General features: G+C 75.2%; 13 protein-coding genes. 5 read left to right on the forward strand and 8 right to left on the reverse strand.

Going from position 1 to position 13,760, the window contains the following annotated elements:
- Positions 1-107 precede the first annotated feature (107 nt).
- On the forward strand, positions 108-1,046 hold the full coding sequence (locus tag MOX02_RS09760; RefSeq protein WP_147025602.1) for a diguanylate cyclase domain-containing protein: 939 nt from the start codon (positions 108-110) through the stop codon (positions 1,044-1,046).
- A 77-nt stretch (positions 1,047-1,123) separates the two neighbouring features.
- Complete coding sequence (locus MOX02_RS09765; RefSeq protein ID WP_147025603.1) at positions 1,124-1,726, forward strand: flavin reductase family protein; 603 nt, start codon at positions 1,124-1,126, stop codon at positions 1,724-1,726.
- 48 nt (positions 1,727-1,774) lie between these two features.
- On the opposite strand, the gene MOX02_RS09770 is transcribed toward MOX02_RS09765, so the two are convergent.
- A complete protein-coding gene (locus MOX02_RS09770) occupies positions 1,775-2,569 on the reverse strand; it encodes an NYN domain-containing protein (protein WP_147025604.1) in 795 nt (264 codons plus the stop codon).
- Positions 2,570-2,866: 297 nt separating this feature from the next.
- Between MOX02_RS09770 and MOX02_RS09775 the strand changes: the two genes are divergently transcribed.
- Together MOX02_RS09775 and MOX02_RS09780 are read left to right on the forward strand one after the other, a co-directional pair.
- Positions 2,867-3,934, forward strand: a complete 1,068-nt coding sequence (locus MOX02_RS09775) for a lytic transglycosylase domain-containing protein (RefSeq protein WP_147025605.1) — start codon at positions 2,867-2,869, stop codon at positions 3,932-3,934.
- Positions 3,931-5,574, forward strand: coding sequence for a DUF2336 domain-containing protein (locus tag MOX02_RS09780; protein WP_147025606.1), 1,644 nt, complete (start codon positions 3,931-3,933; stop codon positions 5,572-5,574). The genes MOX02_RS09775 and MOX02_RS09780 overlap by 4 nt, the downstream gene beginning before the upstream one ends.
- Positions 5,575-5,587: 13 nt before the next feature.
- On the opposite strand, the gene MOX02_RS09785 is transcribed toward MOX02_RS09780, so the two are convergent.
- Positions 5,588-6,358: an NAD kinase gene (locus MOX02_RS09785; protein ID WP_147025607.1), complete on the reverse strand. Its 771-nt coding sequence runs from the start codon at positions 6,356-6,358 to the stop codon at positions 5,588-5,590.
- Positions 6,359-6,435: 77 nt separating this feature from the next.
- On the opposite strand from MOX02_RS09785, the gene cutA reads away from it, so the two are divergent.
- Positions 6,436-6,765, forward strand: a complete 330-nt coding sequence (gene cutA / locus MOX02_RS09790; protein ID WP_147025608.1) for a divalent-cation tolerance protein CutA — start codon at positions 6,436-6,438, stop codon at positions 6,763-6,765.
- Positions 6,766-6,824: 59 nt separating this feature from the next.
- Here the strand turns inward: cutA and MOX02_RS09795 are convergent, their stop codons facing one another.
- The 6 genes from MOX02_RS09795 to MOX02_RS09820 form a co-directional block, all read right to left on the reverse strand.
- Positions 6,825-7,787: an MBL fold metallo-hydrolase gene (locus tag MOX02_RS09795; protein ID WP_147025609.1), complete on the reverse strand. Its 963-nt coding sequence runs from the start codon at positions 7,785-7,787 to the stop codon at positions 6,825-6,827.
- 82 nt (positions 7,788-7,869) lie between these two features.
- Entirely contained in the window at positions 7,870-8,997 is a 1,128-nt protein-coding gene (locus MOX02_RS09800) for a glycosyltransferase family 2 protein (RefSeq protein ID WP_147025702.1), read from the reverse strand.
- The gene (locus tag MOX02_RS09805) at positions 8,997-9,812 is read right to left on the reverse strand and encodes a lysophospholipid acyltransferase family protein (RefSeq protein WP_373866729.1); all 816 of its coding nucleotides are present in this window, start codon (positions 9,810-9,812) and stop codon (positions 8,997-8,999) included. Before MOX02_RS09805 ends, MOX02_RS09800 begins: the two co-directional genes overlap by 1 nt.
- Positions 9,813-9,920: 108 nt before the next feature.
- On the reverse strand, positions 9,921-11,447 hold the full coding sequence (locus MOX02_RS09810) for a phytoene desaturase family protein (RefSeq protein WP_147025610.1): 1,527 nt from the start codon (positions 11,445-11,447) through the stop codon (positions 9,921-9,923).
- A gap of 102 nt (positions 11,448-11,549) precedes the next feature.
- Positions 11,550-12,749 (reverse strand): ABC transporter permease, encoded by a 1,200-nt coding sequence (locus MOX02_RS09815; protein ID WP_147025611.1) that lies wholly within the window; start codon positions 12,747-12,749, stop codon positions 11,550-11,552.
- On the reverse strand, positions 12,746-13,759 hold the full coding sequence (locus tag MOX02_RS09820) for an ABC transporter ATP-binding protein (RefSeq protein ID WP_147025612.1): 1,014 nt from the start codon (positions 13,757-13,759) through the stop codon (positions 12,746-12,748). Before MOX02_RS09820 ends, MOX02_RS09815 begins: the two co-directional genes overlap by 4 nt.
- Position 13,760: the final 1 nt, after the last annotated feature.

Here is a 13,760-nt window from a genome sequence, read left to right on the forward strand (position 1 = left end):
TTCGGGAGAGGGGACCCGCGCCGGATTCCGGCGGACGCCGGCAACCGGCGCTTAATCGGCCGCGCTTAGGATCCGATGCCGTCGCTCGCGACCGTACGGGGGCCGGAATGGTGAACGAGGCGGGGTCTTCCGGCGATGACGGATTCGCGCTGCGGCTGCACGCGCAGGCGGCGCGGCTCGCCCGGATGGGCGCGTGGGAATGCGACCTCTCCTCCGAGCGGCTGACCTGGACCGAGGGCGTCTACGCCCTGTTCGGGCTGACGCCCGGCGCCCCGCTGCGGCGGCACGAGATCGTCGGACGCTACGTCGGCGCGTCGCGGGCCGAGCTGGAGCAGGTGCGGGCGCACGCGATCCGGACCGGGCGCGGCTTCACGCTCGACAGCCGCATCCGGACGCCGCGCGGCGAGGAGCGCTGGATCCGGATCGGCGCCGACCTCGCCCTCGGCCCGGACGGGCGGCCGGCCCGCCTGTTCGGCTACAAGCAGGACGTGACCGCCGAGCGCGAGGCGCTGGATCGGCTGCGTCATCTCGCCGAGCGGGACACGCTGACCGGCCTCTACAACCGCGCCGTGTTCGACGCGCGCTGCCGCGCCGATCCCGGGCCATCCGGCATCGCCGGGCTCGTCCTCGTCGATCTCGACCGCTTCAAGGCGATCAACGACAGCCGCGGCCACGCCGCCGGGGATGCCTGCCTGTGCGCGGCGGCCGACCGGCTGCGGCGCGCCTTCGCCGGGGCGGCGCTCGTGGCGCGCATCGGCGGGGACGAGTTCGCCGTCATCCTGCGCGCGCCGCTCGGACGGGCCGAGGCCCTGCGGCTGCTGGCGCGCGCCTCCGCCGCCCTCAGCCGGCCCGTTTTCCTCGACGGCGCGTTCCTTGAGGTCAGCGCCTCGATCGGCGCGCGGCTCCTCGGCCCGGGGGAGGGCACCGGCCCGAGCCTGTTCGCCGAGGCGGACGCCGCCCTCTACGCGGCGAAGGCGGCGGGCCGCAACGCCGTGCGGATCCACGGCGAGGCGCCCGGGCCCGGCCGGGAAGCGGTCGCGGGCTGACCGGAGGCCGCCGCGGGCTGACGGAGGCCGGCTCCCGGCCTATCTGAGGGCTCAAGCCCCCACGCCCGCGCCGAGCCATGCACTACGATCCCGAGAACCGGACGCTGCCGCACAACCCGCTCAAGGCCCTCGTGGCGCCGCGGCCGATCGGCTGGATCAGCGCCATGAACCGGGACGGCGCGCTCAACCTCGCGCCCTACTCGTTCTTCAACGCGGTGGCCGACGACATGGTGGCCTTCTCCTCCTCGGGGCGGAAGGACGCCATGACCTTCGCGGAGGAGGGGGGCGAGTTCGTCTGCAACCTCGCGACCTTCGACCTGCGCGAGGCGGTCAACGCCACCTCGGCGCCGCTTCCCCGCGGCGACAGCGAGTTCGACTTCGCGGGGCTGGCGACCGCGCCGTCGCGGAAGGTGCGGCCGCCCCGCGTCGCCGCGGCGCCGGCCGCGATCGAGTGCCGCTGGCTGCAGACCGTGCCGCTGGTGCCCCTCGGCGGGGGCGAGCCGGGAAACTTCCTGGTGATCGGGCAAGTGGTCTCGGTCTACATCGACGACCGCTTCGTGGCGGACGGCCGGGTCGACACGGGCGCCATGCGCCCGATCATGCGCGGGGGCTATTTCGACTACTTCACGGCGACGCCGGAGGCCCGCTTCGAGATGCGCCGGCCGAAGGGCGGGGGGTAGGGGGTCGCCGGCCAAGCGCCACCGGGATCCGTCCCTATGCCGCGGCGATCAGCGGGCGAGAACGAGCCGGACGAATGTGCTGCGAAGCGTGGATCGCTCCGGGTTCGTGAGCGTCGCTTGGCCGTAATGTGACCGGCCGACGCGCAGAAGTGCTCTGTCGTGATCGGCGGGAACTTGGCCGGAGGACGCAAACAGGGCCTTGAGGGCGGACAGCTCCGCCATTTCGAGGGATGCGATGATCGGTTCGATCAGCGCATCCAATCCGGAATGGCTCGAGGCCGCGCTGGCCGCCGCGGGTGTCAGGGGTGGCGAATAGGCGAGAAATGCGCTCACCGTCGCGGCATCCCACGCCGTGGTCGTATCCGCCTCCTGCATCAAGGAACGACTCTGGTTCGACCGTGCGGGGTGGATGCCGACCAGATGGACGCGCACCCCGAACTGCTGGGCAAGAACGACGCCGACGCGCACGTCCTCGTCGCCGGACAGCAGGACGGCGTCCGTGATGGCGTGATTGCGGGCGAGTTCGGCGAGGTCCGTGATGATCAGGGCATCCACGCCCTTCTGCTCGCCAGCGGAGTTCAGCTGCCCGAGGCGGACCTTGATATCGTTGGCGTCCGCCAGCGCCGCCTGCTCAGGCGTGGGGCGCCCCGCGCGCATCGCATCGTACCAGTAGATGCGGAGGAGCGGCAGGTCGCAAGACGCCCTTGCCGTCGTCTTGAACGCCTCGACGACCCTCGGAATGTTCAGGGAGAAGTGTTCCCGCCCCTGTCGCGTGCCCGTCAGGAGGACGGACCCTTGCGCGAACAGATAGCCCGCATCGACAAATACAGCCGCGCGTTGCATAGAGTAGCTCGAAATGAAAAGGGCGCCCGCGGGCGCCCTTCAGTACAGTTGCGCGTGACGTGCGTAATCTCCGCCCAACGCTACACTTCGTAGATAGCTGTTCGGAATGGCTGGGTCAAGGCGGCGCCGACGTCATGCGGCAGGATCAGGATCCGCTCCCCCGCCGGGACCGGGATCCGCCGCCCGCGTTCAATCTTCCTTTACCATAACGATAACAGGATCAGGCTCCTAGGGAGCGCGTTCCGGCTCCCGCGCCGCGCCCGCATCCTCCCCGGCGCGCCCCGCACCGGGCCCCGCATGTTCCTGTTCACGACGCCTCCCGCCAGCACCCGCGAGACCGCCCCGGCCGCCGCGGCGGGCGCGCGCGGCGCGGCCGCGGCGGAGGTCGTCGAGGCGATCCGCGACGGGGCGCAGAGCACCGGCGTCGGCTTCGACTATCTCCTCGCCACCGCGCAGCGCGAATCCGCCCTCGACCCCTCCGCCAAGGCCGGCACCTCGACGGCCACCGGCCTGTTCCAGTTCATCGAGCAGACCTGGCTCGGCGTGATGAAGAATGCTGGGCCCAAGCTCGGCCTCGGCGCCTACGCGGACGCGATCACGGCGCGCCCGGACGGGACCTACACGGTGGCCGACGGGCAGGCGCGGCAGGCGATCCTCGATCTGAGGCGCGACCCCAAGGTCGCCGCGACGCTCGCGGGCGCGCTCACCCAGAAGAACCGCGAGGCGCTCGGCTCCGCCCTCGGGCGCGAGCCGACCTCGGGCGACCTCTACGCCGCCCACGTCCTCGGGGCGCGGGGCGCCGCGACCCTGATCGGCAACGCCCAGGCCTTCCCGGCCCGCAGCGCCGCCCTCGACCTGCCGGAGGCGGCCGCCGCCAACCGGAGCCTGTTCTACGAGCGCTCGGGGCGGGCGCGGTCCTCCTCCGAGCTCTACGCGCTCCTCTCCGCCCCCGCCGCCGGCAGGGCCCCGGCCGCCACCGACCTGACGGCCGTGCCGCAGGCCGCGACCGCCTACGCCGCCCTCGACGGCGGCCTGCGCAGCCTGTTCCAGACCGACCGGCGCCAGGGCGCGGTCTCGGAGGGCGTCGCCCGGCTCTGGCAGGACCGGGCCGGCGGCCGGCCCGAGCGCGCCGCCCCGACCTACTTCCCCCGCTCGGATTCCTCGGGCGACGCGATGATCGCCGCCACCGAGCCGAGCGCGCCCGCGGAGACCGGCGCGATCCCGGCGGCCGCCCCGGTCACGGTGCCGCTGCCGCCGCGCCGCCCGCCCGAGTTCTCCGGCCAGCAGGCGGGCGCCGCGCCGGCCAGGCCCCGGGCGGGCGCCCCCCTCGACCTCTCCCTGTTCATGATCCGGAGCGGCCCATGATGATCCGCCAGTTCCTGGCCTGGACGCAGCACGATTCCGCCGGCCGCCGGGCCGAGGCCGCCTCCGCGCTCGCCCGGGCCTACCTCTACGGCAATCTCGGCCCCGAGGCCGCCTGGGAGGCCAAGACCGCGATCCTGGCCCTCCTCGACGACCCCTCGCCGCTGGTGCGGCGGGCGCTCGCCGAGGCCTGCGCCGCCTCGGCCCGGGCGCCGCGCCCGCTCGTGGTGACGCTCGCCGCCGACCAGCCCGAGATCGCCGGCCTCGTCCTCGCCCGCTCGCCGATCCTGAACGACGCCGACCTCGTCGACGCCGCCGCCATGGGCGGCGAGGCGATCCGCCACGTCATCGCGGGCCGGCACCACCTGACCCACGCGGTCGCCGGGGCGCTCGCCGAGATCGGCGGCCCGGAGACCCTGCGCCGGCTCGCCGCGAACCCGACCGCCCAGATCACCACCGGGCGCCTGTTGCGGATGGTGGAGCGCCACGGCGACGACGCCGCCCTGCGCGAGGCGCTGCTCGCCCGGGCCGACCTGCCGCTGGAGGTCCGCCACGCCGTGGCCGCCCGCCTCGCCGAGACGCTCGCGGGCTTCGTCACGGCCTGCGGCTGGCTCACGCCGGAGCGGAGCGAGCGGATGAGCCGGGAGACGCGCGAGCGCGCGGTGCTCGACCTCTGCGCCCGGGCCGGCGCGGCGGCGCTCATCCGCGTCGTCCAGCACCTGCGCACCAGCGGCCAGCTCAACGCCGGCCTGGTGCTGCGGGCGATCCTGTCGGGCGAGATGGTCTTCGCCGAGGCCGCCCTGTCCGATCTCAGCGGCCTCGACCGGGCCCGGGTGGCGGGCCTCGTGCGCAGCGCCCGGGGCTATCCGGGCCTCCATGCCCGGGCCGGGCTGCCGCAGGCCCTGCTGCCCGCCTTCGCCGCCGCCCTCTCGGCCTGGCGCGAGGCCGGGACCGGCGCCGCGGCCCCGAGCGGGGCCGGGCTGTCCCGCCGCATGATCGAGCGGGCGCTCACCGCCTGCGAGGACATGCCCTTCTCCGAGATGCAGGCCGTCACGGCGCTGCTCGCCCGCTACGAGGCCGAGGCCGCCCGCGACGAGGCCCGCGCGGTCGCCCGCGCCATCGCCGAGCAGGCCGAGGCCCGCGAGGCGGCCCGCCTGGAGGCCGAGCGCGTCGCCGCCGAGTGGCGGCAGGCCCAGGCCCGCGAGGCGGCCGGCCGGGACGCAGCGACATGGGCCCTCGCGGTGCCGGCGGAGGGCCTGCCGGCCGCCCCCGAGCCGATCGAGATCCGGGACTGCGCGACCGTGGCGGAGCCCGTCGCCGTCGTGGAGGCTGAGGCGATCCGGTTCGCCGCGGAAGGAGAGGCCGCCGCCACGCTGCCCGAATCCGTCAGCGCCGTCCTCGACGCCCTGCCCGAGGCGATCCTGTCGAGTTTTCGCGAGGAGCAGGCCCGTCTGGCCGCGTCGCGCCAGGAAAAGATCTTCGCGGAAGAGACCCGCGTGGAAGAGACCCGCGCGGAAGACGTCTTCGAAGAAGCCCGTGCGGACGAGGCCCGCCTCGCCGCGGAAGCCGTGCTGGAGACGATCCCCGCCGCCCTCGTGGCGAGCTACCGCGCGGACCGGCAGCGGCTGAAGCTCGCCGCCTGAGACGGGACCGCCCTCAGCCGAACTGCTCGCGCAGGATGCGCTCGTCGAGGCTGTGGCCGGGATCGTGGAGGAGGACGAGGTCGGTCGCCTGGTCGAGCCAGGTTTCCACCGTGCAGACCCGGCGGAACTCGGTGTGGTCGGCCACCGCCGCGACCGGGCGGTGCTCGGCGTCCAGGACCTCGATGCGGATCCGCGCGAAGTTCGGCAGGAGCGCGCCGCGCCAGCGCCGTGGCCGGAAGGCGGAGATCGGGGTCAGCGCCAGGAGCTGCGCGTCGAGGGGCAGGATCGGGCCGCCGACCGAGAGGTTGTAGGCGGTCGAGCCCGCGGGGGTCGCCACCAGGAGCCCGTCGGCGATCAGCTCCGGCAGGCGCACCTGCCCGTCGACGGCGATCTTGAGCTTGGCCGTCTGGTGCGTCTGGCGCAGCATCGAGACCTCGTTGATCGCCCGGGCCTCGTGGCGCCGCCCCTCCGTGTCGTGCGTCTCCATGAAGAGCGGGTGGATCACGCTGCGCTCGGCCCGCTCCAGCCGCTCCAGGAGCCCGTCCTCCCGGAACTCGTTCATCAGGAAGCCGACCGTGCCGCGGTTCATGCCGTAGATCGGCTTGGCCTGGTCCATGAAGCGGTGCAGCACCTGCAGGGTCAGGCCGTCGCCGCCGAGCGCCACCACCACGTCGGCATCCTCGGGCGTGACGTGGTCGTAGCGCCGCATCAGCGCCGCCGCGGCCGCCCGCGCATCGGGCGTGGGGCTCGCGACGAAGGCGATCCGGTGGAAACGCTGCGACATGCCGATCACCATCCGCGCGGTTGACGCAGGAGCCCGGCGCGCGCCTCATCGCGGCACCAATGCGGGAGAGCCATAGCATGGAGCGTGCGCACCTCGTCTACTCCACCTTCCCCGATGCCGAGACCGCCCTCGCCGTGGGCGAGGCGCTGGTGCGCGCCCGCCTCGCGGCCTGCGTGAACGTGATCCCGGGGATGGCCTCGGTCTACGCCTGGAAGGGCGCGGTGGAGCGGGGCGAGGAGGTCGTCGCCATCCTCAAGAGCCGCAGCGGCCTGAGGGCGGCGCTCGCCGATGCCCTCAAGCAGCGCCACCCCTACGAAACGCCGATCATCCTGCATCTCGACGTGGCGGAGGCCGATCCCGGCACGCTGGCCTGGATCCTCGCCGAGACCGGGGCGGCCCCCGGCTGAGCCCGTCGGGCCGAGGCGCCGGGCGGAGCCCGTCAGGTCGGGGCGCCGGGAGGAGACCGTCAGGTCGGGGCGCCCCACTGCACGGGCACGAGCTCGTAGCCCTCGCCGCCGCGCGCGACGTGCCCGGTGGCGGGGAAGGGTGCGTGGTAGAAGGCGACCTGCACCCGGTCCGCGGCCGCCCGGTCGAGCAGGCGGCGGCGGGTGGCGCGGGCGGCGTCCGCGTCCATGTCGAACACGGCCGACCAGTCGGGGTTGCGCACGAACAGGGCCGGGTGGTTCGTCACGTCCGACATCAGCATGAGCCGGCCGGCGCCGGCCTCCAGCAGGAAGACCGTGTGGCCCGGCGTGTGGCCGGGGGCGGCCAGCGCCGTCAGGCCGGGCCGGATCTCCGTGTCCCAGGCGTACTGCGTCGCCTTCGGGCCGCCGGGCCCGAAGATGCGGGCCACCGCCTGGACGTTCGGGCGCAGGCGCTCGGGGGCGCGGGCGGCCAATCCCTCGTCCATCCAGAAGGCCCACTCGGCGGCCGGCACCAGCACCTCGGCGTTCGGGTAGGCGAGGCTGCCGTCCTTGAGGCGCAGGCCGAGCACGTGGTCGAGGTGGAAGTGGCTCAGCACCACGGTGTCGATCGCGGACCGGTCGATGCCCGCCGCAGCGAGGCCCCGCAGCGTGCCCCCGGTGCCGGGCGGCCCGTTGTCGGCGAAGCCCGTGTCGACGAGGATGCGGTGGCCGCGCGCCTCGATCAGCAGCGTCGTGAAGGTGATGTCGAGGCGGTCCTGCGGCAGGAAGGCCCGGGCCAGCGCCTCCCGCACCGCCTCGATCGGCGCGTTGGGGATGAAGGCCGCGTCGAGCGGGCGCCCGAGCGTACCCTCGTGCAGGGCGGTCACGGTCGCATCGCCGAGCCTGTAGCGGTAGACGCCCGGCATCGGGCCGGCGGCCTCGCCCGCGGGCGCCGCGGCGCCGGCGCCCGAGCCGGCGAGGAGGAGGGGCGCGGCCCCGAGCATCGTGCGGCGGTCGATCGGCATGCGGGGCCTCCGGGCGCGTGACGCGGACCTTGAGCTATCGCGGGCAGGCAGGGCTTCAAGGGCCGGTTGCGGCGCCTGAGCCTCAAGGCGCGCCGATCGTGTAGCGGCGCCCCTTCCAGGCCGCCGCCCCGGCGCGCTCGCGCCGCAGGAGCACGTTCCACTGGATGGCCAGCGCCACCAGCACGGCGGCGGGGTGGAGCGGGATCGTCGCCATCGGCTCGTGGGCGATCAGCGTGATCGCGGCCCGGGTGGCGAGCGAGACGATCAGCGCGGCCAGCGCCACGGCCAGCGCCGTGCCGGGCACGAGCCCGAACAGGCCGGCCAGGACGAGGAGCCAGGGCAGCACCTGCCCGCCGAACAGGAGCAGGGTCCAGACCGGCAGGGCGCGGGGCGTCGCCATGCCCTCGTGCGCGTTCTTCGAGAAGCCGGCCCAGGCCTCGGCGAAGCCCGCGTACATCCGGCAGGTGGCGAGCGCGTAGCCCGCCACGAGGTCGGTGCGGTGGCCGGAGCGCCGCAGCAGGCGGGGCAGGTGGACGCCGTCGTGCAGGCTCCAGCGGATGGCGCCGTGCCCGCCCGCGGCCGCGTAGGCGTCGCGGGCGACGAGGACGAGCTGGCCGCAGGCCGCGCCGAGGGCGGGGCGCAGGGAGGCGCGCATCAGCGCCACCGGCAGGTAGCCGGCCAGGAGGAAGTTGATCATCGGCACGGTGAGGCGCTCGCCCAGGGTCTCCATGCGCTGGCGCGGCACCCCGCTCACCAGCGCCGAGCCCGTGCGGCGGGCGTGCGCGGCGAGCGCCGCCGCGGCATCGGGCTCGAGCCGCACGTCGGCGTCGATGAAGAGGAGGTGCTCGCCCCGGGCCTTGGCGGCGAGGTGCGCGCAGGCGTGGTTCTTGCCGGTCCAGCCCTCCGGCAGGCTCGGCACGGGCACGAGGCGCAGGCGCGGGTCGCCGGCGGCGATCTCCCGCACCAGGGCGGCCGTGCCGTCGGTGGAGTGGTCGTCGCCGACCAGCACCTCGACGGGCACGCCCGCGCTCGCGAGCGCCGCCCGCACGGTCGCGGCGATGTTGGCCGCCTCGTTGCGGGCCGGGATCAGGATCGAGACGAGGGTGCGGCCCGCCTCGGGCTCCGGCGTGCGCAGGAGGGTGAGGTTCGAGGCGGCCAGCAGGGCCGGCAGCAGCGCGAGGGCGAGGGCGAGGAGGGCGAGGGCGAGCATCATGGCTGTCCGGCCCCGCTGCCGGGGCGGTGGGCCGGGTCGAAGCGGCGCCCGGCGGTCAGCGCCCGCAGCCGGCGCCAGAGGTCGTAGACGCCGCCGACCCCCTTGGCGCCGGAGACGAGGGAGACGAAGCGGGCGGGCTCGCGGGCGATCACGTCGGCGCTCAGCCGGTCGAGGGTGGCGGCGAGCGCGGCCTCGAGCCGGGCGAGGCGCTCGGGCCGGGGCAGGGCGAGGAGGTCGGCGGCCGGGATCGGCGTCCCGAAGGCGGCGAAGGCCTCGGCCCCGCGCTCCTCCCAGAAGGCGTAGTCGAGGGCGAGCGGCACGACGAGGGCGTCGGGGGCGAGTTCGGGCAGCCGCGCCACGCCGGGGCGCAGGGCGAGCGGCCGGGCGCGCACGTCGGAGAAGCGCCCCTGCGCGGTGATCCACAGCATGCGCCCGGGCCGGCTCAGGATCGCCCGGGAGGCGGCCAGGAACTGGGCCGCGCCGCGCGGCGTCTCGAGGTCGACCCCGAAGGCGCCCATGCGGCGGAACACGGCGTAGCGCTCGAGCGCCCGCGCGTCGAAGGGCGCGTGGTGCGTGCGGCCGGGGTAGAGGCGGGCGGCGAGCAGGATCAGGGTCGCGGCGTCCCACCAGGCCGGGTGGTTGCAGTAGACCACGATGGGGCCGGGATGGGCCGTCCGGTCGGGCCGGCCCCAGCGCGCGAGGCGCAGCGCGTTGAGGTGGCGCCTCAGGAAGCGGTCGAAATAGGCGACCATGAAGCGCCACAGGAGCGGCGAGACCGGCCCCGGCCCGGCCACCCCGCGCCGCCTCGGCATCCTGGCTTCCATCGACGCGTCCGGCACGCTCTCGCCCTCGGGCTTGCCCGCGCCCTCCGGTTCAACGGACCGGGCGCGGGCGGGTTCATGGCAGCCGCGACCGGCGGGTCAGGCGGTCTTGCGGACCTCGCCGCGGGCATCCGCGTCGTGCGCGTCGGCGGCGATCCAGCCCGACATCATCACCATCGGCATGCCGGGGCCCGGATGGGCGGCCCCGCCCGCGAGGTAGAGGCCGCGCACCTGCCGGGAGCGGTTGCCGGGCTTGAAGGCGCCCATCACCCGGCCGTGGCTCGCCAGCCCGTAGATGGCGCCGTTGAGGACCTTGTAGCGCTCGTGGATGTCCTGCGGCGTGAGGTGGCGCTCCACCACGATCCGCTCCTCGAGGTCGGGCATGTGCGCGGTGCGCTTGAGCTTGTCGAGGATGGTGCGGCGGTAGGCCGGGAACATCGTCGACCAGTCGTGGTGCGGCCGCAGGTAGGGCGTGTGCACGAGCACGTAGAGCGCCTCGCCGCCCTCCGGCGCCACCGAGGGGTCGGTGGAGGAGGGGGCCGCGAGGTAGGCGGTCGGGTCCGGGGCGGGCTCGCCCTTGTTGTAGATGAAGTCGAACTCCTCCTCCGGGTCGCGGGAGAAGACGAAGTCGTGGTGGTTCAGGTGCTCGTAGCGCTTGTTCAACCCGAGATAGAGGACCACGCCCGAGCAGGCGGGCTCGAAGCTCTTCTTCTCGTAGGAGCGGCCGACCTCGCCGCCGACGAGCTCCCGGTAGGTGCGCACCGAGTCCATGTTCGAGATCACCGCGTCGTAGGGGGCGAAACCCTCGCGCGTGGTCAGCCCCGTGACGGCGCCGTTCTCCACGGAGAGCCCGCTCACCTCGGAGGCCGGCTTGAGCGTCGCGCCGAGCTCGCCCGCGAGCCTGGCCAGCGCCTCGGCCACCGCCCGCGTGCCGCCCATCGGGTACCAGACGCCCTCGGCGGTCTGCATGTGGGCGATGGCGCAGAGCACGGCCGGCGCCCCGTAGGGCGAGGAGCCGACATACTGCACGAAGTGGTCGAGCATCTGGGCGAGGCGGGCGTCCTTCACCTTGCCGCGGATGGTGCTCGCCACGGAGGCGTGCATGCGCAGGGAGAGCACGTCGCGCAGCGTGCCCGGGTTCATGTTGGCGCGGATGTTGATCGTGTCGAACAGGTCCTCGACGGGCTTCCAGAAGAAGAACCGGTTCGAGACGTCGTGCAGGTGCTCGGAGATGCCGATGAAGCGCCGGTAGCCCTCGCCGGCGCCGGCGCCGGGCACGAAGCGGTCCATGTCGGCGGCCATCCGCTCGACGTCCTGCATCAGGTCGATGCGGCTGCCGTCGTCGAAGAAGCAGCGCCATTGCGGGTCGAGGCGGCGCAGGTCGAGGTAGTCGTGCACGTCGCGGCCGGCCTCGGCGAAGATCCGCTCCAGCACGCGCGGAACGGTGAGGATGGTCGGCCCCATGTCGAACCGGAAGCCGCCCTCGTGCAGCACCGCGGCCTTGCCGCCGAGCCAGTCGTTCTTGTCGTAGAGGGTGACGCGGTGCCCGCGGGCGGCGCTCACGCAGGCGGCGGCGAGCCCGCCGAGACCGGAGCCGATGACGGCGACCGAGGATCCGGAATGCATGTCGGTGTCACTCCCCGGGGCGCGGCGCGGGCTGCGCCCCCGTTGCAAAGCTAGTCCGGGACCGAGCCCGGTCAACGCGGTGGCGGGTCGCGCGGGCGGCCATCAGGCCGGCTTCCGCGCCACGAGCAGGAGCGCCAGCCCCAGCCCCGCCGCCGCCGTCGCGCCGAGGACGCCCCAGGCCGCCAGGGCCGCGCGGGCGCCCTCGCCGAGGGCGCCCTGGTAGGCCTCGATCGCCCAGGCGTTCGGCGTGAACCAGCCGAGCTCCTGCAGCCAGGGCGGCATCAGGAAGCGGGGCACCATGCTGCCGCCGACGGCCGAGAGCAGGAGGACGCCGAAGGTCGCGGCGAGGTGGGCCTGCTGGCGGGTGGCGGCGGCCGCGCAGGCGGCCAGGGCGAGCCCCGCCGCCATCGCCGAGACGAGGAGCGAGGTGGCGAGCCAGGCCGGCCAGCGCGGGCCGATCTCGACCCCGTAGAGGAGGGCGGCGGCGGCGAAGATCAGCCCCGCCTGGACGAGGCCCTGCAGCGTCAGGAAGCCGAACTTGCCGAGCACGATCACCGGCAGCCCGCCCGGCGCGGCGGTCAGCCGGTCGGCGAGGCCGGACTGGCGCTCCTCCACCAGGGTCATGGCCCCCTGCATGGCGGCGAACAGCAGGAACACGGCGGTGATGGCGCCCGCGTAGTAGGCCACGCGCTCGTTGGCGAGCCCCGAGGCGGTGCTCCGCCGCTCGACGAGGGAGGCGAAGGAGAACGGCTCCTTGCGGGCGCGCTGCTCGGCGAAGGCCTGGTCGAGGAAGGCGCGCTCGTCCGGCCCGATCTTGCCGGTGCGCTCCACGTCCGCGACCACGCGGGAGAGCACGACGTCGGGCAGGGCGTCGTTGAGGACGCGCTGGAGCTGCCCGAGCGCGATCGGGGTGGCGAGCGCCTTCGAGGGGTTCTCGACGAGCACCACCGGCTGGCCGGGATCGGCGCCGGCCGGCGGGGCGGCGAGGTCGCCGCGCAGGACGAGGGCGACGTCGACGGCGCCCCGGCGCACCGCGGCCACGGCCTCCGGAATGCCGGCCGGGCCCAAGCGCTCGACGCGCAGGCTCGGCTCGGCCGAGAGCGCGGCCGCGAGGCGCTCGGTCGTCGGCGTGCGCGCGAGGTCGGCGAGGCCGACATGGATGCGGATGCGGTCGCCGATGGCGCCGGAGAAGATCGCCGCGAAGATCGAGAAGATCACGGTCGGCAGCACGAAGGCCATGACCAGGGCGGCGCGGTCGCGCAGCAGGCTGAGGGCCATGACGCGGAAGGCGGCGCCGATCACCGGGCCGCCCTCGCGACGCGCGGCAGGCTCGCCGCCTGCACGGGGCCGGCGGGCTCGAGCGCCTGGCGGTAGAGCGCCTCGAGGCCGGGCGTCCGCACCCGCACCTCGCCCGCCGGCACGCCCTGCGCCCGCAGGGTGCCGAGGAGCGCCGCCCCGTCGAGCCCGTGGCCGACCCGTCCGGCCGCCCGCCAGGCGAGGGCGGGCCCCGCCTCGCCGCCCGGCGCGAAGCCGAAGCGCCGAAGCGCCGCCTCCGCCGCCCGGTCGGGCGCCTCGGTCAGCACCACCTCGTGCTCGGGCGGGCCGGAGCGGATCCGCGCCAGGAGGCCCCCGAGCGGGCCCTCGCGGACGATGCGGCCGTGCCCGACGAAGGCGACGCGGTCGGCGAGCCGCTCGGCCTCCGCGAAGTCGTGGGTGGCGATGAGGATCGCCGCGCCCTCGTCCCGCAGCCGGGCGAGCAGCGCGTGGATCGCGGTCCGGGCGGCGAGGTCGACCCCCGCGCTCGGCTCGTCGAGGAGGAGGAGGCGCGGCTCGCCGAGCAGGCTCGCGGCGATGTTGACCCGGCGCTGGTAGCCGCCGGAGAGCTGGCCCACCGGGGTCCGGGCCACCGCGGCGATGCCCGTCCGGTCGAGAGCGCGGGCGAGCGCGGCGGCGCGCGCGCTCCGGCGCAGGCCGGCGAGCGCGGCGAAGACGCCGAGGTTCTCGGCCACCGTCAGCCGCGGGTAGAGGGCGATCTCCTGCGGCACCCAGCCGATGGCGCGCCGGGCCGCGCCGCGGCGGAACGGGTCGGCCCCCGCGACGCGCACGGTCCCGGAATCCGGCGCGAGGCGGCCCGCCACGAGGCGCATCAGCGAGGACTTGCCGGCCCCGTTCGGCCCGAGCAGCGCCAGGATCTCGCCGGGCGCCAGCGCGAGGTCGACCCCCTCGAGGATCCGGCGCCCGCCGAGGGAGAGCGTCGCGCCCGCCACCTGCGCGAGGGGTGCGGACGGCTCCGGCCTCTGCCCGGGCGGCATC

Origin of the sequence: Methylobacterium oxalidis, assembly GCF_007992195.1 — a bacterium.
Classification (GTDB): Bacteria; Pseudomonadota; Alphaproteobacteria; order Rhizobiales; family Beijerinckiaceae; genus Methylobacterium; species Methylobacterium oxalidis.